This is a genomic window from Dokdonella soli (assembly GCF_039523175.1).
In the GTDB taxonomy this organism is placed as follows: Bacteria; Pseudomonadota; Gammaproteobacteria; order Xanthomonadales; family Rhodanobacteraceae; genus Dokdonella_A; species Dokdonella_A soli.
The window spans coordinates 33,457-58,256 of sequence record NZ_BAAAEU010000007.1; the positions used below are offsets into that span (position 1 = coordinate 33,457).

Genomic DNA, 24,800 nt, shown 5'->3' on the forward strand with positions numbered 1-24,800 from the left:
TCAGGTCGCTCCAGCCCGGATGTTGTCGGGCACGTGGCGTCCGGCAACCCAGGCGTAGCCATGCTCTTCGAGCTTGTGCGCGAGCGTCCTGTCGCCGCTCTCGACGATGCGGCCGTCCGCGAGCACGTGCACGACGTCCGGCACGATGTAGTCGAGCAGGCGCTGGTAGTGCGTGATCACCAGGAACGCACGCGCCGGATCGCGCATCGCATTGACGCCGTCGGCGACCATCTTCAGCGCGTCGATGTCGAGGCCGGAGTCGGTCTCGTCGAGAATCGCGAGCTTCGGCTCCAGCAGAGCCATCTGGAAGATCTCGTTGCGCTTCTTCTCGCCGCCCGAGAAACCCTCGTTGACCGCGCGGTGCAGCAGTTCGTCCTTCAGGTGAAGCACCGCGAGCTTCTCGCGCACCTTCTTCAGGAACTGCATCGAGTCGAGTTCGGATTCACCGCGGTGCTTGCGCTGCGCGTTCAATGCCGCGCGCAGGAAATACGTGTTGTTCACGCCCGGAATCTCGACCGGGTACTGGAACGCGAGGAACACGCCTTCGGCGGCGCGTTCTTCCGGTTCGAGTTCGAGCAGGTTGCGGCCGTTGTACTCGACCGTGCCGGCCGTGACCTCATAACCCTCGCGCCCGGCCAGTACGTTGCCGAGCGTCGACTTGCCGGCGCCGTTCGGGCCCATGATCGCGTGCATTTCGCCCGCTTTCACCTCGAGCGAGACGCCCTTGAGGATTTCCTTGCCTGCGACACGGACGTGGAGGTTGTCGATCTTCAACATGCTTCGGACTCGATGGCTCAGGTGATGGCTAGCTCGTGGCGGCGGCGCAGCACGACATAGGTAAAGGGTTGCTCGCGGCCGGCCGGAGTCATGTGCACATTGCGGCTGTCGGCGATCTTCTCGAAATGCGGAGCGAACACTGCAGCCAGCGCAGCGGCGTCGTAACGGTTGACCGGCAGATCGCTGCAGCGCTCGGGACCGTCCATCGCGAACGTTGCAATCACGGCGTGGCCACCCGGACGCACCGCGCGTGCAACGGCCGCGACGTAGCGCGTCCGATCCGCCGCTTCGGTCATGAAATGGAAGACCGCACGGTCGTGCCAGAGCGCGTAACCCGCGGCCGTCAATTCAGTCTCGGTCACGTCACCAACGATCCAGCGCACGTTCTCACTCTGCGCGCCGAGCCGAAGCCGCGCTTCGGCCAGCGCAGTCTCCGAGAGATCGATCACGGCGATGTCCTGGAAGCCGCGCATCAGCAGATCATCGACCAGCGTCGCGCGACCTCCGCCGACATCGAGCACCGGCGCATCCGGCGACAGGGCAAGCGCATCGATCAGGCGCAGCGACTCCTCGAGATGCGCGCGGAACCAACTGGTCTGCGTCTCGCTCTTGCCGCGATACACCGTCTCCCAGTGCATCTGGTGCGATGCATTCATCCGATCGCGCCCTCCAGACTCACTTCAAGCAACTTCTTCGCCTCCACCGCAAATTCCATCGGCAGTTCCTTGAAGACCTGCTTGCAGAAGCCGTCGACGATCATCGACACCGCGTCTTCCTCGCCGATGCCTCGGGCGCGGCAGTAGAACAGCTGGTCCTCGGAAATCTTCGAGGTGGTCGCCTCGTGCTCGACGATCGCGCCGGGATTCTTGACCTCGATGTACGGGAACGTATGCGCGCCGCAGCGCTTGCCGATCAGCAGCGAGTCGCACTGGGTGTGGTTGCGCGCGCCCTCGGCGCCCTTCTCGACCTTGACCAGGCCGCGATAGGTGTTCTGGCCGTGACCGGCGCTGATGCCCTTGGAGACGATCTTCGACTTCGTGTTGCGGCCGATGTGGATCATCTTGGTGCCGGTGTCGGCCTGCTGGCGGTGGTGGGTCAGCGCGACCGAATTGAACTCGCCGACCGAGTCGTCGCCGCGCAGCACGCAGCTCGGGTACTTCCAGGTGATCGCCGAGCCGGTCTCGACCTGGGTCCACGAGATCTTCGAGCGTGCGCCGCGGCAGTCGCCACGCTTGGTCACGAAGTTGTAGATGCCGCCCTTGCCGTTCTCGTCGCCCGGATACCAGTTCTGCACGGTCGAGTACTTGATCGTCGCGTCGTCCAGCGCAACCAGCTCGACGACCGCCGCGTGCAGCTGGTTCTCGTCGCGCATCGGCGCTGTACAACCTTCAAGATAAGACACGCTGGCGCCTTCCTCGACGATCAGCAGCGTACGCTCGAACTGGCCGGTGTCACGCGCGTTGATGCGGAAGTAGGTGCTGAGCTCCATCGGGCAGCGCACGCCCTTCGGCACGAACACGAAGCTGCCGTCGGAGAACACCGCTGAGTTCAGCGCGGCGAAGTAGTTGTCGCCGGTGGGTACGACGCTGCCGAGGTACTGCTTCACCAATTCCGGGTACTCGCGGATCGCCTCGGAGATCGAGCAGAAGATCACGCCGACCGCGGCCAGCTCCTTGCGGAACGTGGTGCCGACCGACACCGAATCGAACACCGCATCGACGGCGACGCCGGCAAGGCGCGCGCGCTCGTGCAGCGGTACGCCGAGCTTGTCATAGGTTTCGAGCAGTTTCGGATCAACCTCGTCCAGCGACTTCGGCCTGTTCTTCGGCTGCGAGAAATAGCTGATCGCCTGGAAGTCGATCGGATCGATGCTGAGCTTGGCCCAATGGGGCGGCGTCATCGTCAGCCAGTGTCGATACGCCTTGAGCCGCCACTCGGTCATCCATTCCGGCTCGCTTTTGCGCGCCGAGATCGCGCGCACGGTGTCCTCGTCGAGGCCCGGCGGCAGGCTTTCGCTCTCGATATCGGTGACGAAGCCGGCGTCGTAGCGACGGTTGAGCGCCGCCTCGACCGCCTCGTTGCCGGAGGCGGCAGGCGCAGGGATGCGTTCGCGCAGTTCGCTTTCGATCTGGATGCGTTCGGTGGCCATGTTTCGGGGCTGCCTACTCTTTACTTTTGCGATCTTCCCTGATCGCGAGCGTCACTAAGCAGCCATCCGTGGCAGCACTTCTCAAAAAAAACCAACTACGCCGTTGCGACGCGCAACGGAATCGTCGCGCCACGCTTCGGCGGCGGCTTGACCATGTCGGCCAAGGTCACGTTTTCAAGCGCGCTCGCGATCGCCTGGTTGATGCGCTGCCAGTTCACGCGTACGCCGCAATGTGATTCGAGGTCGCACAGGCCTGCGTGCGCGCTGCACTCGGTCATGCCGATCGGGCCTTCCATCGCGGTCACGATGTCGGCGATCGAAATGAGGTCCGGCGCGCGCGCAAGCCGGTAGCCGCCGTTGATCCCGCGCGTCGACACCACAAGCTCGGCCTGCGCGAGCTGCTTGAGCAGCTTGCTGACCGTCGGCACCTCGAGCCGCGCACGCTCGGCGAGGCTCTGCGCGCTGAGCACGCCATCGCCGGCCGTGACCAGGCAGGTCATCACGACGGTGGCGTAGTCGGTGAGTCGGCTGACGCGGAGCATGGCAGTTCGCAGCGCAGAATGGCGGCACAGAGCCGCGGGAGATAATGAGTACCGAAATAGTACTATTTAGCGTCCAACCGGTCAAACGCCGCACGCCGCTGCGCTAGACTTTCGCTTTCGTCCCCAACAGGAATTGCAGTGCCTCCCACAGCTGCCCGCATGGACGCGCTTCGCCGCTTCGCCGCGAGCGCACTCGCCAGCGACGCCATCACGATCGAACCCGCCTCGGCCGATGCGAGTTTCCGCAGCTACTGGCGCGTCGGCGGCGCCCACGGCACGCGCATTGTGATGGATGCACCGCCGGACAAGGAGAACATCGAGCCGTGGCTCGATGTCGGGGCACGCCTGCACAACGCGGGCCTGCACGCGCCCGAGGTGTTCGCAGTCGATCGAGCGCAGGGTTTCGTGCTGATGGAGGATCTCGGCGCGCGCGATTATCTGTCCGCCCTGAACGACGCGACGGCTGACGCGCTCTACGCGGACGCGCTCGATGCGCTGCTGCGCATGCAGACGCGGATCGACCCGGCCGGATTGCCAGTGTTCGACGAAACATTCCTGACGATGGAACTCGAGCTGATGCCAGAGTGGTTCCTGCGCCGCCATCTCGGATACACGATCGAATGCGACGACTGGGATGTGATCGAGCTCGCGTTTCGCACCCTGATCAACACGACACGCGGACAGCCGCAGACGTTCATGCACCGCGACTACCACAGCCGCAACCTGCTCATCGTCGATGGCGCCGATCCCGGCAACGGCACGGGCACGCTCGCGAAGCCGGGCATCATTGACTTCCAGGGCGCGGTCATCGGACCGGTCGCCTACGACCTCGCCTCGCTGCTGCGCGACTGCTACATCGCCTGGGATGCCGAGCGCGTCGACGGCTGGCTCGATGCGTATCGCCAGCGACTCCGGCATGCGCACCTGCTCGACGCGCGTGTCGACGCGGCGCGCTTCCGGCGCTGGTTCGATTTCGCCAGCCTGCAACGCCACCTCAAGGTGCTCGGGATCTTCTGCCGGCTCTGGTATCGCGACGGCAAGCCGCAATACCTCGCCGACCTTCCCCTCGTATGGCACTACGTGATCACGGTCGCGCGCTCGCACCATGAGCTCGCGCCGCTGGCCGATCTGCTCGAACGCGCGCTCGACGGGCGCGACATAACGCAACCGCGCGTCGCGGTCGCCGCGCGATGATCCGCCGCGCGATGATCTTCGCGGCCGGCCGCGGCGAACGCATGCGGCCGCTGACCGATGCAACGCCGAAACCGTTGCTGCGCGTCGGCGGAAAGATGCTGATCGAGCATCATCTGGAAAAACTCGCTGCCGCCGGCATCGAGGAGGTCGTGATCAACACCTCGCATCTGGCCGACCAGTTCGCGGCCGCGCTCGGCGACGGCGCGCGCTGGGGCCTGCGCATCCGCTACAGCTACGAAGGCCCGCAGCCGCTGGAAACCGGCGGCGGCATCAAGCATGCGCTGCCATTGCTCGGCGATGAACCGTTCATCGCAGTCAGCGCCGACATCGTCAGCGACTACGACTACGCGCGCCTGCCCGTCGAACCGGAAGGACTCGCGCACCTGGTCATGGTGCCCAACCCGGCGTTCCATCCGCGCGGCGACTTCTGGCTCGACGGCGATAGCCTCAACGAGGACGGCGCCGGCGAACGGCTGACTTTCGGCAATATCGGCGTCTACCGGCCGGAGCTCGTCGCCGGCGAACCCGCGGAACGTTTCAAGCTGCTGCCGGCGTACCAGCGCGCGATGCGCGCGGGACGATTGAGTGGCGAACGCCACGACGGGTCCTGGCGCAATCTCGGTACGCCGGAGCAACTGGCGGAACTCGCAACGACAATACGAGAACGCCCCCACCTCTCTTCGTAGGAGCGGCTTCAGCCGCGATGCCTTTCACTACCAGAAGCATCGCGGCTGAAGCCGCTCCTGCGAAGGAAGGATTGTTTCAGTCGGGGTCACGCAGCAGCCCGCGCAGGAACGGCACCGTGACGCGGCGCTTCGCCGCGAGCGAGGCGGCGTCGATGCGGTCGAGCAGTTCGAGCAAGGTCGCGATGTCGCGCTTGCGCCGCGTGAACAGCCAGTCGAGTGCCGGCTCGTCGAGTTCGATGCCGCGGGCGAGTGCGCGCTCACGCAGCAAGCTGCGCCGTTCGACTTCGCCGAGCGGCTTCAGCACAAGCTGGGTGCACGCGGACAGCCGCGAGAGCAGATCCGGCAAGCCGATACCGAGTTGCGCCGGCGCCGCGCTCGCGGCGAACAGCAGGGTTGCCTGCTCCGCCTTGCAGCGGTTGTAGAGGTCGAACAGCGCGTGCTCGGCGGCGCGGTCGCCGGCGATCGCATCGAGGTCGTCGATCGCGAGCAGGTCGCTGCCACCGAAGCCGCGGATCGCCTCCGCGCGGGGCGCGCGCAACGTGGCCAGCGGCAGATATTGGGCGCTGCGTCCGCACGCGTTCGCAGCAGCACAGGCTGCGATCAGCAGGTGTGTGCGACCGCTGCCCTGGGCGCCGGCGAGGTGCAGCCACGGACCACCGGATTCATGTGCGGCGGTACGCAGCAGCTCGATCGCGACGCCATTCGGCCCCGCGACGAAACTCTCGAAACGCTGGTGTGCAGGCCAGCGCAGTGCAAGCGGAAGCTGTCCGGTCATGGTTCCGTCGGTGACGTGCCCGCGCCGGATGGCGGACGCTCGACGGCCGCTGCATCGTTCCCGCCGATGTCCGCCATCGGCGTGCCGGCGACGACGATGACCGGCTCGGCGCGCGTCGTGTACAGCTCGCTTTGCGTATAGCGCTGATAGAGATAGCGCAGCATGACCATCACCACCGAGGCGACCGGCAGCGCAAGCAGCACGCCCAGGAAGCCGAACAGTTCACCACCGGCGAGCACCGCGAAGATCACCGCGACCGGATGCAGACCGATCTTCTCGCCGACCAGGCGAGGCACCAGCACGTAGCCCTCGAGGGTCTGGCCGACCACGAACACGCCGAGCACGAGCAGCACGTGATACCAGTCCTGGTATTGCACGAGCGCGGCGATCACGCCCATCACGACACCGGTGATCGCGCCGAGATACGGCACGAAGCTGATCAGGCCGGCGATCATGCCGATCAACGGGCCGACGCTGACGCCGACCAGCCACAGGCCGGCGCCATAGAACACGCCGAGCGCTACCATCACGCTGAGCTGGCCGCGCAGGAACGCGCCGAGCACGTCGTCGGATTCGTGCGCGAGCCGCGACACCACCGGTTCGATCGAGCGCGGAATCAGCGCATGGATGCGTTCGACCAGCACATCCCAGTCGCGCAGCAGATAGAACGCGACGACAGGGATCATCACCAGGTTCAGCACCCAGCCGACCACCGTGAGGCCGGATTTCGACACGCGCGCGAGCGCGCTGGCCGCGAACCCGCCGGCTTCCTTCCAGTTCGCCTGCAGTGCGCCGATCAGCTTCTGCGTGTCGAGCACGTCCGGCGAGATGCCGAAGCGCGCTTCCAGCCACGGGGTCGCACGGGTCTGGAACCAGTCGATCCAGACCGGCAGTTGGCCGAGAAACGCACTGATCTGACGCTCGATGAACGGCACCAGCACCAGCACGATCGCGGTCACCACGACCGCGACGACGAAGAACACCAGGCTGACCGCGAAGCCGCGGCCCATCCAGCGTTCGAGCCGGTCGACGATCGGATCGGCGAGATACGCGAACAGCGCCGCGGCGACGAACGGCATCAGCACCGGCGATAACAGGTACACGACTGCGCCGAGCACGAGCAGCAGGATCAGCCATTGCCAGCGCAGGTCGAGCCGGAATTCGTTGCGGCTGGCTTCGCTGCGGCCATTTTCGCTCATCTCGGATTCTCCGTACGCGATCGCGCTGCGCGCAGGGCTCGCGCGCTCCAGACGACCACGTAGTGCAGGCCGCTGGCCAGCGTGAGGCCCGCGGTGATCGCGATCAGCACCGCGCGCAGCGGCGACGGCACCTCGATCCAGTGCGACAGGTGCAGCAGCTCGGCGAGCACGAACACGATCTGGACCACAGTGGTCAGCTTCGACAGTCGGCTCGGCGCGGCATCGAAGCGCCCGATCAAGGCATGGTAAGCGACCGCACCGGCGACGATCGCCAGATCGCGCCCAACAACCAGCGCGGCCAGCCAGATCGGCAGTTCACCGGCCAGCGCGAGCCAGACAAACGCGGCGGTCAGCAGCAGCTTGTCGGCGACCGGATCGAGCATGCCGCCGATCCAGCTCTGCCAGCCGAAGCGCTTGGCGAGGAACCCATCCACCGCATCGCTGAGACCGGCGATTGCAGCGATCAGCAGCGCGCCTTCGTAGCGACCCGCTCCGATCAGCCAGCACAACGGCACGACCAGCACGATGCGCAGCGCGGTGATCAGGTTCGGAAGATGGCGCAGCATCAGCGCCGCCCGTTACGGCACGAGAGAGAGCGTCGCGTCGACCTTGTCGCCGGACGTGGGCGCGCTGGCCACCGTGAGCGTGCGCTCCATGCCGACCGCGTCGAGGAACCGCGCGAGGTCGGTCGCCAGCGACAGCTTGACCAGGATGCCGTCGCCATGCGCCTGCATCGGCTGCGCCCCGCGCACGAAATTGTTCTTGCCGAGGTAGCCGATCACGCGCGCATAGTCCTCGGCGTTGCGGATGCCGCCAATCCACACGGTCGCCTCGCTCGGCGTCTCCGACACGGCGGCCTTGCTGTCGGCGGAACCCAGGCCGAGCCGCTGCAGCATCCTGTCCACCGCCGCGCTGTCGAACTGCGCAACCAGGGTCATCTTCGCCTCCCCGGCGTCGCCAGCTACCGGGTTGCGGCGGTACTGGTACTGCAGCACATAGCGCTCCGCCTGCGCGACGGCCTTGGCGACATCCGGCCGCGCCAGCACGCCGCTGTCTCCGGTCTGCGCGACGACGACGTTCGCCAGCGCGGTCTTCAGCGCCTCGGCGCGCTCGTCATCGGACTGCGAATTGACCGGCGCGGTGCCCATGTAGCCGGTCGGGGCCGCCGCCCATGCGGCCGGGGCCAGCAAGGCCAGTACGAGCGCGCACACGCACAGCGGAAATTGGAATCGCATCTCGTCATCCGTCACTTCGGCGATGCCTGCCAGTCTGCCCAAAGCACGCCGGCACGTCCATTGCGAGCGGCCGCCGCATGCACCGGTGCTATCATGCGCGCCCGCAAAACCGCCGTTCCGCCATGTCCGCCGAGCACGAAGCCCTCAGTTACCGCGCCGCCGGCGTCGACATCGACGCGGGCAACGAAGTCGTCGAGCGCATCAAGCCACTGGTCAAACGCACGTTCCGGCCCGAGGTAATGGCCGGGCTCGGAGGTTTCGGCGCGCTGTTCGAGCTGGGCGGGCGCTACCGCGAACCGGTACTGGTCTCGGGCACAGACGGCGTCGGCACCAAGCTCAAGCTGGCCCAGCAACTCGGCCGCCATGACACGATCGGCATCGACCTCGTCGGCATGTGCGTCAACGACGTGCTCGTGCAGGGCGCAGAGCCCTTGTTCTTCCTCGACTATTTCGCAACCGGCAAACTCGACGTCGACACCACGGTCAGCGTGGTCGGCGGCATCGCGAAGGGTTGCGAGCTCGCCGGCTGCGCGCTGGTCGGCGGCGAGACCGCCGAGATGCCGGACATGTATCCATCCGGCGAATACGACCTGGCCGGCTTCACCGTCGGCGTGGTCGAGAAGTCCGCGCTCGTCGACGGCTCGCGGATCAAGGCCGGCGACGCGATCATCGGCATCGCTTCCAGCGGCCCGCACTCGAACGGCTATTCGCTGATCCGCAAGATCGTCGCGCGTGCCGGCATCACGCCCGACAACGGCGGGTTCGACCTCGATGTCGGCGGCGTGAGACTTGCCGACGCGCTGATGGCGCCGACCACGATCTATGTGAAACCGATCCTGCAGCTCCTGAAGCAGCAGGTCGATCATGCGAGTCCCTCGCAAAGTCCCGCACGTCCCGGTGCGGACTCTCAGATTCACGGCATGGCGCACATCACCGGCGGCGGCCTGAAGGAAAACATCATCCGCGTCGTGCCCGACGGCCTCGGCATCGCGCTCGACAGCAACGCCTGGAAGCTGCCGCCGGTGTTCGACTGGTTGCAGCGCGAGGGCAAGGTCGCGCGCGACGAGATGCTGCGCACGTTCAACTGCGGCATCGGCTACACACTGATCGTGCAGCGCGACCAGGTCGGCATCACGCTGGACGCACTGGAGACGCTGGGCCTGACCGCATGGACGATCGGCGCGGTCGAGGCGGCTCGCGGCGACGAGCGCGTGCACATCGCCTGACGAGGCGGACACCATGGCCGAGCGCTTTCCGATCGCAGTGCTCGCCTCCGGCCGCGGCTCCAACCTGCAGGCGCTGATCGACGCGCAGCGCGCCGGCCATCTGCCGATCAAGATCGTGCTGGTCGCCAGCGATAAGGCGCACGCGTACGCGCTGCGCCGTGCCGAGGAGGCTGGCATCGCCACCCTCGCACTCGATCCGAAGAGCTACCCGGACCGCGCCGCGTTCGATGCGGAGCTGTTTGCGCGCATCGCTGAGTACCAGCCGGGATTGATCGTGCTCGCCGGTTTCATGCGCATCCTCGATCCCGGCGCGCTCGCTCCGTGGGTCGGGCGCATCGTCAATATCCATCCCTCGCTGCTGCCGAAATACCGCGGCCTGCATACGCACCAGCGCGCGCTCGACGCTGGCGATGCGACGCACGGCGCCAGCGTGCATTACGTCACCGCCGAACTCGACGGCGGGCCGACGATCGCACAGGCCGAAATCCCGGTGCTCGCCGGCGACACGTCGGAGACGCTGGCCGGGCGCCTGCTGGACCAGGAGCATCGACTGCTGGTGGCCAGCATCGCGCTGATCGCGGCTGGCCGCGTCGCGCTCGCGGATGCCGGCGTGCTCTGCGATGGCACCCTGCTCGGCTCGCCGCTGCGCCTGGCTGTGGATGGAACGCTCGCGCGCGCTGCGTGAAGTGCCGTTCAGCCACCTGCGACGACACTGAGGCGATTCCACGTGGACGCCGCCTGATGAAAACCTTGTTGACCGTGCTCGCCCTGAATCTTTGCGCGATCGCCCCCGCCTTCTCCGCTGACCCCGCGATCAAACCGTTCCACGCCGAATACGCGACCCTGCGCAACGGCAGCGAACTCGGCCGCACGACGCTGGATCTCACCGACAACGGCGACGGCAGTTGGACCCTGCGCAGTGAGACCAAGGGCACTTCCGGCCTCGCCAAGATCGCCGGCGTGCATATCGTCGAGACCTCGCGCTTCCGCTGGAAGGACGGCCGTCCCGAAGCGCTCGTGTATGACTACCGGCAGGATGGCGCGTTCAAGCAGCGCACGCGCCATGCGGACTTCGACTGGAAGGCCGGCGAGGTTCGCGTGAACGAGGGCGACGGGATTTTCCACTACGCAACGGCACCTGGCCTGATCGACCGCCAGGCGGTCACGCTCGCGCTCGCCAGCGACCTCGTGCGCGGCACATCGGGCTTCGAGTACAAGGTCGCCGTCAAGGACCGTATCGAGGACATGCGCTACACGCGCGGCGCGGTCGAATCGCTGCAGGTTCCGGCCGGCACGTTCAAGGCGCAGCTGATGCAGCGCGACGGCGAACCCGGCACTGACCGCAAGCGCGTCGCGCGCAGCTGGTTCGCCGAATCGTTGGGCTGGCTGCCGGTGCAGATCGAGCAGACCGAGAAGAAGGGCGATACGGTCACGTTGAAGCTGGTTTCGTCGAAGCGCTGACGAGACGTCTCTCACGTCGTAGGGTGGACTTAGCCACCACAACACTCCGCAAATTCGTCGGTGGGCATCCAACCTACGCTGCTGACTTGCCTACACCCTTCCAAACTCGGGCTATCTCTGCCATAGACTCAACATTCACAGGATCGGTGAGCCCGAATACATTGCTCTGCGCAATGAATGCGGCAACTTCAATGACCAACGCTGCCTGACGTCGAGTAAATCCGGTCGTATTCGGATGGTGACCGAGGTTGACCAGCAGCATGTTCGCCAAGTTTCCGCCCGGATCCCTGACGCCTTGGCGCAACCAAGCCGGGAGGAACGCTAGATACGCGTCGTGCGATAAAAGTGGGAGAACATCGTCGTTTGAGTTGACAAATTCGCTGGGAACGTCGACCCACGTGATCCCTGCAAGATTGTCTCGCAGCGAGCGGCATTCATCGCAGTCGTGCGGAGCGATCGGGCCATCCACGACACGTTGTGGAAACACCGCAAGCAGTTGCTTTTCGATGTTCGCCACGTCTCCCATCGGGGTACTGCGCGCGTATCAGGCCGGCAACCGCCGGATATGCGCCCCGAGTCCACCGAGCTTCTCCTCGATGTTCTCGTAGCCGCGATCGATGTGGTAGATGCGGTCGACCACGGTGTCGCCCTGCGCAACGAGGCCGGCCAGCACCAGCGATGCCGACGCGCGCAGGTCGGTCGCCATCAGCGGCGCGCCGGACATCTTCGGGACGCCCTTGATGATCGCCGCGTTGCCTTCGAGCTGGATGTCGGCGCCGAGGCGCTGCAGCTCGTGCGCGTGCATGAAGCGGTTCTCGAACACGGTCTCGGTGATCACGCCGACGCCTTCGGCGACGCAGTTGAGCGCGGTGAACTGCGCCTGCATGTCGGTCGGGAACGCCGGATACGGCGCGGTGGTGACGTTGACCGCCTTTGGGCGGCGGCCGCGCATGTCGAGCTCGATCCAGTCCTCGCCGGTGTTGATGTGCGCGCCGGCGTCCTCGAGCTTGCTGAGCACGACATCCAGCGTCTTCGGGCGTGCACGCTTGGTCATGACCTTGCCACCGGTGATCGCGCCGGCGACGAGGAAAGTGCCGGTCTCGATGCGGTCCGGCAGCACTTCGTAGGTAGTCCCCGAGAGACGTTCGACGCCTTCGATGACGATGGTCGCGGTGCCGGCGCCCTCGATCTTCGCGCCCATCGCGTTCAGGCAGTTGGCGAGATCGACGACCTCGGGCTCCTGTGCGGCGTTCTCGAGGATGGTCGTGCCGGACGCCAGCGCGGCGGCCATCATCAGGTTCTCGGTCCCGGTCACGGTGACCAGGTCGAGGTTGATGCGCGCGCCCCTCAGGCGCTTCGCACGCGCCTTGATGTAGCCGTTCTCGACGGTGACCTCAGCGCCGAGCGCCTGCAGGCCCTTGAGGTGCAGGTCGACCGGACGCGAGCCGATCGCGCAGCCGCCCGGCAGCGACACGACCGCTTCGCCGAAGCGCGCGACCAGCGGACCCAGCACGAGGATCGACGCGCGCATCGTCTTGACCAGGTCGTACGGCGCGAAATAGCGCTTCGCCGGGCGCGGATCGACGTGGATCTTCATGCGTTCGTCGATGACCAGCTCGACGCCCATCTGGCCGAGCAGTTCCATCGTTGTGGTCACATCGTGCAGGTGCGGCACGTTGCCGATCGTGACCGGCCCGTCCGCGAGCAGACACGCGGCCAGGATCGGCAGCACCGCGTTCTTCGCGCCGGAAATCCAGACATCGCCGTTGAGCGGTTGCCCGCCGTTGATAACAATCTTTGCCACGCTGTTTCCTCGCAATGGACCATCCATGGTGCGTTCTCCTTTTCGCCTTCCCTGGCTCGCCGGCTCACGGCGTGATCTGCGCTTCAACGCAGATCACGAAAGCATCCGCGTACCACCTTCTCGCCTGTTGCCACCGTCCATGGAGGTTTTCCTGACGGGCTTCCTTGCCCGAACCAACAGCGGCCGTCCTGGCCGCACTTTTCAAAAGAGCGGGGCAACTCAGCCGCGCGCGGCTTCTTCCGGCGTCAGCGTACGCAGCGACAATGCGTGGATCGCGCCGCCCATCAGCTCGCCGAGCGTCGCGTAGACCATGCGATGGCGCGCCAGCGGCAACTTGCCGGCGAACGCCGGACTGACCACCAGTGCCTCGAAATGTACGCCGTCGGGGCCATGCACCTCGACTTTCGCGTCGGGCATGCCCTGCTGGATCAGATTCTGTACGGTGGAGGTGTCCATCTTCTGCGTTTCCTGGGCAAATCGCGGGGACGGCTATGCGAGTCCGGCGGGACGGTCGGCTGCGACGCTGTCGCCATTTGGGTCGTCCTCAGCCTGACCGCGGGGCCAATCCGGCCGGTGAAGCGGCTACAATGAGGCGGCGCATGGTACTCAAATTCCTGCAACAGCGCAGAAATCACGATGTTACGTACGCTTCCGAGCCGCTAACGCATTCTTCGCCGATGACCGCCCAGATCCTTTCCGCCGTGCGCTCCTTGAGCAACCCGCTGCTCGATGCGAGCGCTCTGGTACGCAGCGCGCAGGCGGTGATCGCGACCGAGGCGCACGCGATCGAGGCGCTGAGCGACCGCATCGACGCGAACTTCCTGCGCGCCTGCCAGCTGATGTTCGAGTGCCCGGGCCGGGTCGTCGTCTCCGGCATGGGCAAGTCCGGGCATATCGCGCGCAAGATCGCCGCGACCCTGGCCTCGACCGGCACGCCCGCGTTCTTCGTGCATCCGGCCGAGGCCAGCCACGGCGACCTCGGCATGATCACGCAGAAGGACGTCGTGCTCGCGCTGTCGAACTCCGGCGAGACCGATGAACTGCTGACCATCCTGCCGCTGATCAAGCGCCAGGGCATCCCGCTGATCGCGATGAGCGGCAACAACGGCTCCTCGCTGGCGCGCCTGGCCGATGTGCACCTCGACACCAGCGTGCCAGCCGAAGCCTGCCCGCTCGGCCTCGCGCCGACCTCGAGCACGACCGCGGCCCTGGTCATGGGAGACGCGCTCGCCATTGCGCTGCTCGAGGCGCGCGGCTTCACCGATGAGGACTTCGCGCGCTCGCATCCGGCCGGCAGCCTCGGCCGCCAGCTGTTGCTCAAGATCAGCGACATCATGCACACCAATGGGCAGATCCCGGCCGTCGCTCCCGACGTCACGCTGACCGAGGCGCTGGTCGAGATGACGCGCAAGGGCCTCGGCATGACCGCGATTGTCGATCCCGCCGACCAATCCCTGCTCGGCGTGTTCACCGACGGCGACCTGCGCCGCGCGGTCGACGACGACGACATCGACCTGCGCACGACGCCGGTCACCCGCCTGATGACCGCGCAGCCGAAGACGATCACCGCCGACAAGCTCGCGGTCGAGGCTGCGCAACTGATGGAGGCGCACAAGATCCACGCGCTGCTCGTTGTCGATGCGGACCGGCGCGTGGTTGGTGCGCTGAACATCCATGATCTGCTGCGGGCGCGGGTGGTTTGAGAAGCGACCGCCGAACAAGCTCCTGCGCAATCAACAAGAATTCCCGTCGTCCCGGCGAGGCGCGTCTCAACAGCGAAGCTGGTCAAGCCGGGACCCAGCGCTGTCAACGGAGGTCGCAAGACACTTGATCCCGGCCTACGCCGGGACGACGAGCAAGCAGGTTGCTTCTACCCCAACTACTTTTCAGCTTTGACACATGCCCTACAGCCACCTCGCCGACCTCCCTGCCGACATCCGCGAACGCGCCGCGCGCGTGAAGCTGGCCGTGTTCGACGTCGATGGCGTGCTGACCGACGGCAAGCTCTGGTACACCGCCGACGGCCACGAGTTGAAGGCGTTCAACGTGCACGACGGGCTCGGCCTGAAGCGCCTGCTCGCAAACGGCGTCGAGGTCGCGGTGATCACCGCGCGGCTCAGCAATATCGTCACCGAGCGCATGGCCGAACTCGGTGTCGCGCACGTCTACCAGGACCAGAAGGACAAGCGCGCCTGCCTCGGACACCTGCTGCATGCGCTGCGGCTTGCTCCCGAGCAGGTCGCCTACACGGGGGACGACCTGCCCGATCTCGCGCCGATGCACGACGTCGGCCTCTCGGTCGCGGTCGCGAACGCACATGCGTGGGTGCGCGAACGCGCGCACTGGCGCACGCGCCTGGCCGGCGGCTGCGGCGCCGCGCGCGAGGTCTGCGACCTGATCCTCGCCAGCCAAGGCAAGGCCGAGGCGGAACTCGCCACGTTCCTGCGCTGATCCGGATCGCCAATGGAACGTCGCTACTGGTTGATCGTCGTCGTGCTCGCCGTGCTCGCGGCCGGCAGCCAGTTCCTGTTGTGGCTCACACGCGAGCGTCCGAACGAGCAGACCTTCGCCGGCCCGCCACGCTCGGACTACACGCTGACCGATTTCACGCTGGACGCGCTCGATGCGGCCGGCCAGCGCACGTTCCAGGTCAGCGGTCCGCGCCTCGACCGCCGCGGCGACGACGGCTCGGTGTTCGTGACCACGCCGGACTACATGCTCATCGACGGAGGCGGCCATCCGTGGAAAGGCAAGTCGGACGCGGCCTGGGTCAACAAGGACGGCACGCTCATGAAGCTGCAGGGCCACGTCGAGATGCACCGCGAGCCGGGCAGCGACGGCAAGCAGGTCGATGTCGTAACCAGCGACCTCACGACCTGGCCCAAGGACAAGAAGATGGAAACCGCGGCGCCGGCCACGATCACGCAACCGGGCTCTATACTCCGCGGGATCGGCATGCGTGGCGATCTCAACGACAAGGCCCTGGAGCTACTTTCGGATGTCCACTCGACCCTGCAACCCAAGCGTGCGCTGCGCCCCGCGGAATGAAGCGCGCTTGCGCCTGCTCGCGTTCGCGTTGGCCGTGACGGCCGCGTCGTCCGCGCACGCGCGGTCCAGCGACCGCGAACAGGCGATGGACATCACCGCCGACTACCAGAAGACCCAGCTCAACACGAACAACAACCAGCCCGGCGCGACCCATCTCAAGGGCAACGTGCGCATGGTCCAGGGCACGATGAAGGTGCACGGCGACGAGGCGACGATGTACCAGCATCCGAACAACGCGAAGGATGCGCAGGGCAACGACCTGTCCGGCGGCGTGCAGCGCGTGGTCATCATCGGCAAGCCGGCCCACCTCGAGGAACAGCAGGACAACAACGCCGGCCTGGTCAGCGCGGATGCGGAAAAGATCGACTACAACGCCGACACCGGCATCGCCGAACTGACCGGCGACGTGAAGGTCGTGCAGCAGGGTCGCGGCGAGTTCCACGGCGCGCACATGACCTACAACACGAACACCGGCGAAATGGAGAGCGGCGACTACACGCCCGCGGGACGCATCCACATCATCACCCAGCCGAAACCGAAATCGAAACCGGCCAAGGACGCGCCTGCAAAGGCCGACGCGAAAGCGGCCGGCACGGACGGCAGCCTCTGATGCTGAGCGCATCGGGCCTGCGCAAGAGTTTCCGCAGCCGCGCCGTCGTGCGCGACTTCGAGTTTTCGCTCGACCAGGGCGAGATCGTCGGCCTGCTCGGCCCCAACGGCGCCGGCAAGACGACCTGCTTCTACATGGTCGTCGGCCTGATTGCGGCCGATGCCGGCACGATCCGCATCGACGAACGCGACGTGACCACGCTGCCGATGCATGCGCGTGCGCGGCTCGGCGTCGGCTACCTGCCGCAGGAGGCCTCGGTATTCCGACGCCTCAGCGTGGCCGACAACATCCTCGCGATCCTCGAATTGCGCGACGACCTCGACAACAGCGGTCGCCAGGCCGAGCTTGAGTCGCTGCTCGACGACCTGCAGATCGGTCATATCGCCGGCCAGAAAGGCGTCAGCCTCTCCGGCGGCGAGCGCCGCCGCGTCGAGATCGCGCGCGCACTGGCTGCGCGGCCGCGTTTCATGCTGCTCGACGAGCCGTTCGCCGGCATCGATCCGATCTCCGTCGTCGACATCCAGCGCATCGTGCGCCAGCTGAAGTCGCGCGGCATCGGCATCCTGATCACCGACCACAACGTGCGCGAGACGCTCGGCATCTGCGAGCGCGCCTACATCATGAGCGAGGGCGCGGTGCTCGCACAGGGCGCGCCCGCCGACATCCTCGCCAACGAGCAGGTGCGCGAGGTCTATCTCGGGCGCGAGTTCAGGATGTAGTCCCGCAGTCCACTGCAGAGCGCGCTTTTGCGGGATCGCCCGCGAATCCCGTCGCAGTCCAGACGATCCAGCCAGCCTCCGCTTGCTTTTCCGCGACGTCAAGCCCTGCCCGCCACCGGCCTTTGGCGCTAGGATGGCCGAAACGCGACTTGGCACGCTTCCGGCATGAAACCCGCCCTCCAAATCCGCCTCAACCAGTCGCTGGCGTTGACGCCGCAGCTGCAGCAGGCGATCCGGCTGCTGCAGTTGTCGCGGCTGGAGTTGGAGCTGGAGCTGAACACCGCGCTGGAGTCGAATCCGCTGCTCGACATGACCGAGGAACTCGTCGACGGCGAGGATGCCGAAGCCGATGCAGCGGCTGATGCCGAGGCAGCCGAAAGCCCGGCCGACGCGGCCGACACCGGCGACACCGACGAGCAGCCGCTCGATCTTGAATTCGAACGCACCGAATACCGTGGCACTGCGCTCGACGAGGACGGCATGGAGCCGCAGGACGCCGAGGTCGAGGACCTGCGCGATCACCTGCTCTGGCAGCTCAACCTGACCCCGATGTCCGCGCGCGACCGCGCGATCGCCGCCACCATCATCGAGGCGATCGACGATGACGGCTACCTCGGCGAGAGCGACGAGGTGATCCGCGACACCCTTGCTTCGCTGCACACGGTCTCGCTCGAGGAGATCGCATCGGTACGCCATCGCGTGCAACACTTCGATCCGGTCGGTGTAGCCAGCCGCAACCTGCGCGAATGCCTCGGCGTGCAGCTCGATGCGTTCAGTGCCGACACGCCGGGCCTCGCGCTGGCGCGCACGCTGGTCGCCGATCATCTCGAGGCGCTCGCGAAGCAGGATCGCGTACGCATCTGCCAGCGCCTGCACGCCGACGAGGCTTCTTTCGACACGGCGCTCGCGCTGATCCGCTCGCTGGTGCCGAAACCCGGCAACTGCTTCTCCAATGCAACCGCCGAATATGTCGCGCCGGATGCGTATGCGCGCAAGGTCGGCGGACGCTGGCAGGTGACGCTCGCGCCCGGTTGCCAGCCGCGGCTCGGCATCAACGAACACTATGCAAGCCTGATCGCGAAAGCGCGCCGCGACGACGCGAATTACCTGAAAGGTCAGCTGCAGGAAGCGCGCTGGCTGATCAAGAGCCTGAAGACGCGCGCAGAAACGATGCTGAAGGTCGCCAGCTCGATCGTGCGCGCGCAGGAGGCGTTCCTCGAATTCGGCGCCGAGGCGATGCGCCCGCTGGTGCTGAAGGACGTCGCCGACGAGATCGGCATGCACGAATCGACGATCAGCCGCGTGACCACGCGCAAATTCCTGCATACGCCGCGCGGCACGTTCGAGTTCAAGTATTTCTTCTCCAGCGGAGTGACCACGGTCGACGGCGGTGCGGCCTCGGCGACCGCGATCCAGGCGATGATCAAGAAGCTGATCGGCGAGGAGCAGCCCACGCGGCCGCTGTCCGACCAGGTGCTCGCGGCCGAGCTGAACCGGCGTGGCATCAACGTCGCGCGGCGTACCGTCGCGAAATACCGCGAGGCGCTCAACATTCCGTCGTCGAACGACCGCAGCAGGCTGGGCTGATGCGCAATCCGCACACGATTCCATTCGTCACAAAGGCAGGAGGGAACGCAACCAGCAATCGCTTGTCGGAAACATTGGAGCCCTTGCCTCGTTGCCTCGGGCGGCGACGCGGGCGGCATTCAAACCGGGGCCGGCCAAGAACGGACCCATCCAGTAAGGAGTCAGTCATGCAGATCAACGTCAAGGGTCACCAGGTCGAAGTCACTGCCGCATTGCACGATTACGCAGTCGGCAAGTTCGAGCGCGTCACGCGACTGTTCGACCAGCTGCATGAGATCACCGTCGTGCTCGGCATCGAGAAACTGCTGCACAAGGCCGAGGTGACGTTACTGCTGTCCGGAAAGACGCTGCATGCGGACGCGACCGCGGCCGACATGTACGCAGCGATCGACGTCCTGGTCGACAAGGTCGAGACGCAGCTGCGCAAGCACAAGGAAAAGCTCACCAATCACCATGCCGACGTAGTGCGCTCGGCGCGCTACAGTTGACCGTCGATCCCTTCGCGCGAGACCACGCACCCGCTATGCCCTTCCTCGATTTGCTGCCCACCGAGCGGGTGCGGACCGGCCTTGTCGTACGCGACAAGGCCGATCTCGTCGACCAGCTTGCGGGCCTGCTCGCCGATGGCGGCGAAACGGGTGTCGTGCGCGACGCGATCGCCGCACGCGAACGGCTCGGCACGACCGGACTGGGCCATGGCGTAGCGATTCCACACGGCCGCAGTGCCACCATCGGCGAGGCGCGCGCCGCCTTCGTGCGCCTCGCCACGCCGATCGACTTCGGCGCCGACGACAACCGTCCGGTGGACCTGATCGCCGCATTGATCGTCCCGGCCCATTTCACCGACCAGCACCTGCGGCTGCTCGCCGAGCTCGCCGAACTCTTCTCCGACACCGCGATCACATCGGCGCTGCGCGCGGCGCCGGATGCACCGTCGCTGCGCGCACTGCTGCAACGGGGAATGCGGGCCGAAGACGCAGGGATCCGCGCTTAGAGCTCAGGCGCGCGGGGTGGCATGGCCCACCCCGATGATCGTCATGTGACGACGCCCCTGCTGTACCCGTACACTCTTGCCCACCGAGTGTCCCCCGGTTGACCGAGTACCGCATCACCGTGCCCTCGCCCCTGACCGCCAATCCGTCGTCGTGGACCGCCTGACCGCCCGCCAATTGTTCGACGCCGTCGGCGAACGCCTCGCGTTGCGCTGGATCGCCGGCATGCGCGGCGAGAACCGCGCGATCGAGACCGGCGTCAGCCAGGAACGCCGGCCGTCGCTGGTCGGTTACCTCAACATCATCTACCCGAACAAGGTGCAGATCATCGGCACCGAGGAGCTGAATTACCTCGACAGCCTCGATTCGCGCCAGCGTTGGGAGACCGTCGAGAAGATCGTCGCCTACCATCCGACCGCGCTGCTGGTGACCAAGGACCAGGCGATTCCGGCGGACCTGCGTCAGGCCGCCGAGGAATCGAACACGCCGCTCTGGCACAGCCCCAAGCGCGGCCATGAGCTGCTGACCTATCTGCAATACCAGCTCGCACGCACGCTGGCGCGGCAGATCACGCTGCACGGCGTGCTGATGGAGGTCTATTCGATCGGCGTGCTGATCACCGGTGAGAGCGGCACCGGCAAGAGCGAGCTCGCGCTGGAACTGATCACGCGCGGCCATCGCCTGGTCGCCGACGACGCGCCGGAGTTCACGCTGATCGCGCCGGACGTGATCGACGGCAACTGCCCGGACATGCTGCGCGACCTGCTCGAGGTGCGCGGCCTGGGCGTGCTCAACGTACGCGACATGTTCGGCCAGACCGCGGTGAAACCTTCCAAGTACCTGCGTCTTATCGTGCATCTGAAGCCGCAGAAGCTCGATGCGCCCGGCGACGGCATGACCCGCCTGACCGGCGATGTCGGCTACCGGGAAGTGCTCGACGTGCAGGTTCCGCAGATCATCATTCCGGTTGCGCCCGGCCGCAACATCGCCGTGCTCGCCGAAGCCGCGGTGCGCAGCCACATGCTGAAGAGCAAGGGCTTCGACCCGGCGCAGACCTTCATGGATCGCCAGGCCCACCAGATGCGCCGCCTGCCGCCATGGTAGACACGACGAACCGCGGCACCGGCGAAGGCACCACGGCGCCGACGGACCAGCTGATCATCGTCAGCGGACTTTCCGGCTCCGGAAAGACCGTCGCGTTACGCACGCTCGAGGACCTCGGCTACTACTGCGTCGACAATCTGCCGGCCGCACTGATGCCGGCGTTCGTTCAGGCGATCTCGCAGGGCGGCGGCGGCCTGCAGCACAAGCTGGCGGTCGGCGTCGACGTGCGCAACCGCGCCGAGAACCTGAATCGGTTGCCGGAAATCCTCGCCGAACTCGCGCGTTCGGATGTCGGCTATCACCTGGTTTTCCTGGACACGCGCGACGAGGTGCTGATCAAGCGCTACTCGGAGACGCGTCGCCGGCATCCGCTGTCCGGCGACGGCCTCGGCCTCGCCGAGGCGATCGCCGAGGAGCGCCGTCTGCTGAAGCCGATGCTGGCGATCGCCGACCGCATCGTCGACACCAGCAACCTCAATGTGCACCAGCTGCGCCGGCTGGTGATCACCGAGATGGGCCTCGCCGCCGGCGCGATGACCCTGCTGTTCGAATCGTTCGCCTACCGCCGCGGCGTGCCGACCGACGCGGATTTCGTGTTCGACGCGCGCTGCCTGCCCAATCCGCACTGGGATGCGCAGCTGCGGCCACTGTCCGGCAAGGACGCGCCGGTGCGCGAATGGCTCGAGGCCAAGCCGGAGGTCGCGCAGTTCAGCGGCGACCTGCGCGGCTTCCTCACGACCTGGCTGCCACGCTTCGAGTCGGACGGGCGCAGCTATGTAACGATCTGCATCGGCTGCACCGGAGGCCGCCATCGCTCGGTGTATCTTGCCGAGCAGCTGGCCGAACATTTCCGCCAGCGCTACACGCAAGTGCTGACGTATCACCGCGAGATGGAATGATGATTGCCGTGATGGGTGATTCGGGATTCGTGATTCGGAACCGCGGGCGATTGCGGACGACCGGACGCACCTTCGCTCTGCGCTCTTCTCCAATCACGAATCCCGAATCACCAATCACGGCGTGCGGAGCACGCCCATGACCGTCGGTGTGCTGCTGATGACGCACGAATCGATGGGCGCGGCCCTGGTCAGCGCCGCGCGCCATGTGCTCGGCCGCCTGCCATTGCCGGTGGACGTGCAGGAAGTCAGCGCGAATGCAGACCCGGACCAGATGCTGCGCGCGGCCGTCGCGAACGCGCGCGAACTCGACCGCGGCGACGGCGTGCTCGTGCTGTCCGATCTCTACGGTGCGACGCCCTGCAACATCGCGCAACGCCTGCCCGACCTGGGCGTGCGCATGCATTGCGTGTCGGGATTGAACCTGCCGATGCTGCTGCGGGTCCTCAACTACCCGGAGCAGTCGCTCGACGAGCTTGCGCAGACCGCGGCCAACGGCGGGCGTGGCGGCATCGTCGTCGACACGCCCTGAGGAAACGCGATCAGCGAACCCGAATCATTCACGACAGGACTGCCATGCTCGAAAGGGAAATCACGATCAGCAACAAACTCGGCCTGCACGCGCGCGCCTCGGCCAAGCTCGTGCAGGCGCTGCACAGCTTCCAGGCCAGCGCGTTCATCGCCTGCCGCGGCAAGGAGGTCAACGCGAAGAGCATCATGGGCGTGATGATGCTCGCGGCCGGACTCGGCACGCCGGTCACGTTGCGCGCCGATGGCGTCGACGAGGAAGCCGCCATGACCATGATGGTCGACCTGTTCGAGCGCAAGTTCGACGAAGGCCAGTAGGATGAGCCGACCGCTCGCGGCAAGCCGCAGCGGAGGACCAGGCATAACCAGCAGCGGAGGCCAGCAAACGCGTGCGACTCGTACTGACCGGCAGTGGCGCCTCGCGCGGAATGGCGCTCGGTCGCGCACGCCTCGAGCAACCGAGCCGCTATCTGGTCGATGAGCGCCCGCTCGGCGAGGCCGAGGTCGAGGGCGAGATCGAACGCCTCAAGGCAGCGCTTGCCGCCGCGCGCGAGGAACTGCGCATCCTGCGCGAGAAACTGCATGGCACGATGGCGCGCGAAGTCGCCGAGTTCATCGACGCGCACAGCCTGATGCTCGCTGACCGCGAACTGACCACCGGCCTCTACGACTTGATCCGCATCGGCCGCTACCGCGCCAGCGCCGCCCTCAAGATGCAACGCGACCGCCTCGTCGAGATGTTCGAGGCGATGGACGACCCCTACCTGCGCAGTCGCAAGGAGGACGTCGACCACGTGATCGCGCGCGTGCAGGCCGGGCTCATGCGCGACTCCAGCCAGGAGGAACGCAAGCTCGCCTCGAGAGTCGGCGAGATCCTGGTCAGCGACACCGTCGCGCCGTCCGAACTGGTGCCGCTCGCCGAACATGGCGTGCTCGGTGTGCTGCTGAGTTCCGGCAGCACGGTCTCGCACAGCGCGATCCTGGCGCGTTCGCTGCGCCTGCCGATGATCGTCGCCGCGCACGATGCGCTCGCGCATATCCAGGACGACGACCTGATCCTGATCGACGGCGAGCACGGCGAGGTCGTCGTGCACCCGGCCACGCAGGACATCGCGCGCTACCGCGCCTGGCAGCGCGAAGTCGCGCAACAAGGCAAACGCCTCGCGCTGCTGCGCAACGTCGATACGCGCACCCGCGACGGCGTGCCGATCGCACTGTACGCGAACGCCGAATCGCCGGCTGACGTGGCCCAGGCGCGCGCGCTCGGCGCGGCCGGCATCGGCCTGTACCGCACCGAATTCCTGTTCCTGCAACGCAAGGAACTGCCCGGCGAGGAGGAGCAGTTCCTTGCTTATCGCGACCTCGTGCTCGGCATGGGCGGTCTGCCGGTCACGATCCGCACACTCGACCTCGGCGCCGACAAGGCCGACTCCAGCGGCCTCGTGCTCGATGACGAGGAAAACCCGGCGCTCGGCGTGCGCGGCGTGCGCCTGTCACTGCGGCGCCCGCAGCTGATGGCGAACCAGCTGCGCGCAATCCTGCGCGCGTCCGCCTACGGCCCGGTGCGCGTGCTGGTGCCGATGGTGTCGGCGGCCGAGGAAATGGTCAGCGTGCGGCGCATGCTCAAGGAGTGCGAACGCGAGCTGCGCTCGTCCGGCCACGAGATCGCGCACAATGTGGAGCTTGGCGCGATGATCGAGGTGCCGGCCGCCGCACTGGCGCTGCCCGGCATGATCCGCAGCCTCGACTTCGTCGCGATCGGCACCAACGACCTGGTCCAGTACACGCTGGCCGTCGACCGCAACAACGACCAGCTCGCGAACCTCTACGACCCGCTGCACCCAGCCGTTCTGAAGCTGATCGCGCAGACGATCGCGACCGCGCAGAAAGCAGGACGCCGCGTAAAACTCTGCGGCGAGATGGCCGGCGACAGACGCTATACCGCCTTGCTGCTCGCGCTCGGCCTGACCGACTTCAGCATGCACCCCGGCGTGCTGCTCGAAGTGCGCGAGACCGTCAACGCGCTGGACCGCTCCGCGCTGCGCACGCATGCCTCCGCGCTGTTGCGCGCGCCGACGCGCGAGCGCATCCAGCGTGTGCTGGAGCGGCTCGGAAGCTGATCATCCGGTCGGATCGATGCCATTGAAGTGCGGTCGTGGAGTGCGGCATGGCATCATGCGCGGCCATGACAGATACCGACCTTGCGGCGCTTCGCGCCTCCCATTTCGAAACCAGCGCACGTAGCGCGCCGACTGCCCTGCGCTGCTG

Annotated in this window: 29 protein-coding genes; 18 read left to right on the plus strand and 11 right to left on the minus strand. The window is 66.5% G+C overall.

Going from position 1 to position 24,800, the window contains the following annotated elements; genetic code table 11:
* The 4 genes from sufC to ABD002_RS08535 all read right to left on the minus strand — a co-directional run bounded on the left by sufC (position 1) and on the right by ABD002_RS08535 (position 3,468).
* Positions 1 to 777, minus strand: a complete 777-nt coding sequence (gene sufC / locus ABD002_RS08520; RefSeq protein ID WP_343789522.1) for a Fe-S cluster assembly ATPase SufC — start codon at positions 775 to 777, stop codon at positions 1 to 3.
* Between the two features lie 17 nt (positions 778 to 794).
* Positions 795 to 1,433 (minus strand): class I SAM-dependent methyltransferase, encoded by a 639-nt coding sequence (locus ABD002_RS08525; RefSeq protein WP_343789525.1) that lies wholly within the window; start codon positions 1,431 to 1,433, stop codon positions 795 to 797.
* The gene (sufB, locus tag ABD002_RS08530; protein ID WP_343789528.1) at positions 1,430 to 2,926 is read right to left on the minus strand and encodes a Fe-S cluster assembly protein SufB; all 1,497 of its coding nucleotides are present in this window, start codon (positions 2,924 to 2,926) and stop codon (positions 1,430 to 1,432) included. The genes ABD002_RS08525 and sufB overlap by 4 nt, the downstream gene beginning before the upstream one ends.
* Before the next feature lie 95 nt (positions 2,927 to 3,021).
* A complete protein-coding gene (locus ABD002_RS08535; RefSeq protein WP_343789531.1) occupies positions 3,022 to 3,468 on the minus strand; it encodes an SUF system Fe-S cluster assembly regulator in 447 nt (148 codons plus the stop codon).
* Between the two features lie 159 nt (positions 3,469 to 3,627).
* Here ABD002_RS08535 and ABD002_RS08540 point away from each other — a divergent pair, with 159 nt between their 5' ends.
* The gene (locus ABD002_RS08540; protein WP_343789534.1) at positions 3,628 to 4,662 is read left to right on the plus strand and encodes an aminoglycoside phosphotransferase family protein; all 1,035 of its coding nucleotides are present in this window, start codon (positions 3,628 to 3,630) and stop codon (positions 4,660 to 4,662) included.
* The gene (murU, locus tag ABD002_RS08545; RefSeq protein WP_343790176.1) at positions 4,662 to 5,348 is read left to right on the plus strand and encodes an N-acetylmuramate alpha-1-phosphate uridylyltransferase MurU; all 687 of its coding nucleotides are present in this window, start codon (positions 4,662 to 4,664) and stop codon (positions 5,346 to 5,348) included. Before ABD002_RS08540 ends, murU begins: the two co-directional genes overlap by 1 nt.
* A gap of 76 nt (positions 5,349 to 5,424) precedes the next feature.
* Here murU and hda read toward each other — a convergent pair whose 3' ends face one another.
* From hda to ABD002_RS08565, 4 genes are read right to left on the minus strand one after another with little or no spacing between them, the layout of a single operon-like run.
* Positions 5,425 to 6,123, minus strand: a complete 699-nt coding sequence (gene hda / locus ABD002_RS08550; protein ID WP_343789537.1) for a DnaA regulatory inactivator Hda — start codon at positions 6,121 to 6,123, stop codon at positions 5,425 to 5,427.
* Positions 6,120 to 7,322 carry an AI-2E family transporter gene (locus ABD002_RS08555; protein ID WP_343789540.1) on the minus strand — a complete coding sequence of 401 codons (1,203 nt, stop codon included), beginning with the start codon at positions 7,320 to 7,322 and terminating at the stop codon, positions 6,120 to 6,122. Before ABD002_RS08555 ends, hda begins: the two co-directional genes overlap by 4 nt.
* Complete coding sequence (locus ABD002_RS08560; protein ID WP_343789543.1) at positions 7,319 to 7,888, minus strand: CDP-alcohol phosphatidyltransferase family protein; 570 nt, start codon at positions 7,886 to 7,888, stop codon at positions 7,319 to 7,321. Before ABD002_RS08560 ends, ABD002_RS08555 begins: the two co-directional genes overlap by 4 nt.
* Before the next feature lie 12 nt (positions 7,889 to 7,900).
* Positions 7,901 to 8,557 carry a DUF2066 domain-containing protein gene (locus ABD002_RS08565; protein ID WP_343789544.1) on the minus strand — a complete coding sequence of 219 codons (657 nt, stop codon included), beginning with the start codon at positions 8,555 to 8,557 and terminating at the stop codon, positions 7,901 to 7,903.
* A 122-nt stretch (positions 8,558 to 8,679) separates the two neighbouring features.
* Here ABD002_RS08565 and purM point away from each other — a divergent pair, with 122 nt between their 5' ends.
* Genes purM through ABD002_RS08580 form a run of 3 tightly spaced genes read left to right on the plus strand, consistent with a single transcriptional unit; the run spans position 8,680 to position 11,244 of the window.
* Positions 8,680 to 9,783: a phosphoribosylformylglycinamidine cyclo-ligase gene (gene purM / locus ABD002_RS08570; RefSeq protein WP_343789546.1), complete on the plus strand. Its 1,104-nt coding sequence runs from the start codon at positions 8,680 to 8,682 to the stop codon at positions 9,781 to 9,783.
* Between the two features lie 13 nt (positions 9,784 to 9,796).
* Positions 9,797 to 10,468, plus strand: coding sequence for a phosphoribosylglycinamide formyltransferase (purN, locus tag ABD002_RS08575; RefSeq protein WP_343789549.1), 672 nt, complete (start codon positions 9,797 to 9,799; stop codon positions 10,466 to 10,468).
* Between the two features lie 56 nt (positions 10,469 to 10,524).
* Positions 10,525 to 11,244, plus strand: coding sequence for a DUF3108 domain-containing protein (locus ABD002_RS08580; RefSeq protein ID WP_343789552.1), 720 nt, complete (start codon positions 10,525 to 10,527; stop codon positions 11,242 to 11,244).
* A 73-nt stretch (positions 11,245 to 11,317) separates the two neighbouring features.
* On the opposite strand, the gene ABD002_RS08585 is transcribed toward ABD002_RS08580, so the two are convergent.
* The 3 genes from ABD002_RS08585 to ABD002_RS08595 form a co-directional block, all read right to left on the minus strand.
* Positions 11,318 to 11,761, minus strand: a complete 444-nt coding sequence (locus tag ABD002_RS08585) for a hypothetical protein (protein WP_343789554.1) — start codon at positions 11,759 to 11,761, stop codon at positions 11,318 to 11,320.
* 27 nt (positions 11,762 to 11,788) lie between these two features.
* Positions 11,789 to 13,048, minus strand: a complete 1,260-nt coding sequence (gene murA / locus ABD002_RS08590) for a UDP-N-acetylglucosamine 1-carboxyvinyltransferase (protein WP_343789557.1) — start codon at positions 13,046 to 13,048, stop codon at positions 11,789 to 11,791.
* Positions 13,049 to 13,267: 219 nt separating this feature from the next.
* Positions 13,268 to 13,504: a BolA family protein gene (locus ABD002_RS08595; protein WP_343789560.1), complete on the minus strand. Its 237-nt coding sequence runs from the start codon at positions 13,502 to 13,504 to the stop codon at positions 13,268 to 13,270.
* 221 nt (positions 13,505 to 13,725) lie between these two features.
* On the opposite strand from ABD002_RS08595, the gene ABD002_RS08600 reads away from it, so the two are divergent.
* The 13 genes from ABD002_RS08600 (at position 13,726) to ptsP (ending at position 24,652) form a co-directional block, all read left to right on the plus strand.
* Entirely contained in the window at positions 13,726 to 14,751 is a 1,026-nt protein-coding gene (locus ABD002_RS08600) for a KpsF/GutQ family sugar-phosphate isomerase (RefSeq protein WP_343789563.1), read from the plus strand.
* Positions 14,752 to 14,947: 196 nt separating this feature from the next.
* A complete protein-coding gene (locus ABD002_RS08605) occupies positions 14,948 to 15,499 on the plus strand; it encodes a KdsC family phosphatase (RefSeq protein WP_343789566.1) in 552 nt (183 codons plus the stop codon).
* Between the two features lie 12 nt (positions 15,500 to 15,511).
* A complete protein-coding gene (lptC, locus tag ABD002_RS08610) occupies positions 15,512 to 16,096 on the plus strand; it encodes an LPS export ABC transporter periplasmic protein LptC (protein ID WP_343789569.1) in 585 nt (194 codons plus the stop codon).
* Between the two features lie 7 nt (positions 16,097 to 16,103).
* A complete protein-coding gene (gene lptA / locus ABD002_RS08615) occupies positions 16,104 to 16,706 on the plus strand; it encodes a lipopolysaccharide transport periplasmic protein LptA (RefSeq protein WP_343789572.1) in 603 nt (200 codons plus the stop codon).
* The gene (gene lptB, locus ABD002_RS08620) at positions 16,706 to 17,425 is read left to right on the plus strand and encodes an LPS export ABC transporter ATP-binding protein (protein ID WP_343789574.1); all 720 of its coding nucleotides are present in this window, start codon (positions 16,706 to 16,708) and stop codon (positions 17,423 to 17,425) included. The genes lptA and lptB overlap by 1 nt, the downstream gene beginning before the upstream one ends.
* Positions 17,426 to 17,590: 165 nt before the next feature.
* Positions 17,591 to 19,012: an RNA polymerase factor sigma-54 gene (locus ABD002_RS08625; protein WP_343789577.1), complete on the plus strand. Its 1,422-nt coding sequence runs from the start codon at positions 17,591 to 17,593 to the stop codon at positions 19,010 to 19,012.
* A gap of 167 nt (positions 19,013 to 19,179) precedes the next feature.
* Positions 19,180 to 19,500, plus strand: coding sequence for a ribosome hibernation-promoting factor, HPF/YfiA family (hpf, locus tag ABD002_RS08630; protein WP_343789579.1), 321 nt, complete (start codon positions 19,180 to 19,182; stop codon positions 19,498 to 19,500).
* Positions 19,497 to 20,006 carry a PTS sugar transporter subunit IIA gene (locus ABD002_RS08635; RefSeq protein WP_343789582.1) on the plus strand — a complete coding sequence of 170 codons (510 nt, stop codon included), beginning with the start codon at positions 19,497 to 19,499 and terminating at the stop codon, positions 20,004 to 20,006. Before hpf ends, ABD002_RS08635 begins: the two co-directional genes overlap by 4 nt.
* 151 nt (positions 20,007 to 20,157) lie before the next feature.
* Positions 20,158 to 21,108 (plus strand): HPr(Ser) kinase/phosphatase, encoded by a 951-nt coding sequence (hprK, locus tag ABD002_RS08640; RefSeq protein WP_343789585.1) that lies wholly within the window; start codon positions 20,158 to 20,160, stop codon positions 21,106 to 21,108.
* Positions 21,102 to 22,007: an RNase adapter RapZ gene (gene rapZ / locus ABD002_RS08645; protein WP_343789588.1), complete on the plus strand. Its 906-nt coding sequence runs from the start codon at positions 21,102 to 21,104 to the stop codon at positions 22,005 to 22,007. The genes hprK and rapZ overlap by 7 nt, the downstream gene beginning before the upstream one ends.
* Before the next feature lie 136 nt (positions 22,008 to 22,143).
* On the plus strand, positions 22,144 to 22,536 hold the full coding sequence (locus tag ABD002_RS08650; RefSeq protein ID WP_343789591.1) for a PTS sugar transporter subunit IIA: 393 nt from the start codon (positions 22,144 to 22,146) through the stop codon (positions 22,534 to 22,536).
* A 44-nt stretch (positions 22,537 to 22,580) separates the two neighbouring features.
* Positions 22,581 to 22,850 (plus strand): HPr family phosphocarrier protein, encoded by a 270-nt coding sequence (locus tag ABD002_RS08655; protein WP_343789594.1) that lies wholly within the window; start codon positions 22,581 to 22,583, stop codon positions 22,848 to 22,850.
* A gap of 71 nt (positions 22,851 to 22,921) precedes the next feature.
* Complete coding sequence (ptsP, locus tag ABD002_RS08660) at positions 22,922 to 24,652, plus strand: phosphoenolpyruvate--protein phosphotransferase (RefSeq protein ID WP_343789597.1); 1,731 nt, start codon at positions 22,922 to 22,924, stop codon at positions 24,650 to 24,652.
* The last annotated feature ends 148 nt before the right edge of the window (positions 24,653 to 24,800 follow it).

Excerpts from the sequence above, each read along its gene's own strand:
- sufC (WP_343789522.1), bottom strand. The coding sequence starts at position 777 with ATGTTGAAGATCGACAACCTCCACGTCCGTGTCGCAGGCAAGGAAATC.
- purN (WP_343789549.1), top strand. The coding sequence starts at position 9,797 with ATGGCCGAGCGCTTTCCGATCGCAGTGCTCGCCTCCGGCCGCGGCTCC.
- ABD002_RS08650 (WP_343789591.1), top strand. The coding sequence starts at position 22,144 with ATGACCGTCGGTGTGCTGCTGATGACGCACGAATCGATGGGCGCGGCC.
- ABD002_RS08540 (WP_343789534.1), top strand. The coding sequence starts at position 3,628 with ATGGACGCGCTTCGCCGCTTCGCCGCGAGCGCACTCGCCAGCGACGCC.
- ABD002_RS08595 (WP_343789560.1), bottom strand. The coding sequence starts at position 13,504 with ATGGACACCTCCACCGTACAGAATCTGATCCAGCAGGGCATGCCCGAC.
- ABD002_RS08565 (WP_343789544.1), bottom strand. The coding sequence starts at position 8,557 with ATGCGATTCCAATTTCCGCTGTGCGTGTGCGCGCTCGTACTGGCCTTG.
- hda (WP_343789537.1), bottom strand. The coding sequence starts at position 6,123 with ATGACCGGACAGCTTCCGCTTGCACTGCGCTGGCCTGCACACCAGCGT.
- ABD002_RS08605 (WP_343789566.1), top strand. The coding sequence starts at position 14,948 with ATGCCCTACAGCCACCTCGCCGACCTCCCTGCCGACATCCGCGAACGC.
- ABD002_RS08625 (WP_343789577.1), top strand. The coding sequence starts at position 17,591 with ATGAAACCCGCCCTCCAAATCCGCCTCAACCAGTCGCTGGCGTTGACG.
- hpf (WP_343789579.1), top strand. The coding sequence starts at position 19,180 with ATGCAGATCAACGTCAAGGGTCACCAGGTCGAAGTCACTGCCGCATTG.
- rapZ (WP_343789588.1), top strand. The coding sequence starts at position 21,102 with ATGGTAGACACGACGAACCGCGGCACCGGCGAAGGCACCACGGCGCCG.
- ABD002_RS08535 (WP_343789531.1), bottom strand. The coding sequence starts at position 3,468 with ATGCTCCGCGTCAGCCGACTCACCGACTACGCCACCGTCGTGATGACC.
- ABD002_RS08600 (WP_343789563.1), top strand. The coding sequence starts at position 13,726 with ATGACCGCCCAGATCCTTTCCGCCGTGCGCTCCTTGAGCAACCCGCTG.
- ABD002_RS08525 (WP_343789525.1), bottom strand. The coding sequence starts at position 1,433 with ATGAATGCATCGCACCAGATGCACTGGGAGACGGTGTATCGCGGCAAG.
- ABD002_RS08555 (WP_343789540.1), bottom strand. The coding sequence starts at position 7,322 with ATGAGCGAAAATGGCCGCAGCGAAGCCAGCCGCAACGAATTCCGGCTC.
- purM (WP_343789546.1), top strand. The coding sequence starts at position 8,680 with ATGTCCGCCGAGCACGAAGCCCTCAGTTACCGCGCCGCCGGCGTCGAC.
- ABD002_RS08580 (WP_343789552.1), top strand. The coding sequence starts at position 10,525 with ATGAAAACCTTGTTGACCGTGCTCGCCCTGAATCTTTGCGCGATCGCC.
- lptB (WP_343789574.1), top strand. The coding sequence starts at position 16,706 with ATGCTGAGCGCATCGGGCCTGCGCAAGAGTTTCCGCAGCCGCGCCGTC.
- ABD002_RS08560 (WP_343789543.1), bottom strand. The coding sequence starts at position 7,888 with ATGCTGCGCCATCTTCCGAACCTGATCACCGCGCTGCGCATCGTGCTG.
- lptC (WP_343789569.1), top strand. The coding sequence starts at position 15,512 with ATGGAACGTCGCTACTGGTTGATCGTCGTCGTGCTCGCCGTGCTCGCG.
- ABD002_RS08655 (WP_343789594.1), top strand. The coding sequence starts at position 22,581 with ATGCTCGAAAGGGAAATCACGATCAGCAACAAACTCGGCCTGCACGCG.
- sufB (WP_343789528.1), bottom strand. The coding sequence starts at position 2,926 with ATGGCCACCGAACGCATCCAGATCGAAAGCGAACTGCGCGAACGCATC.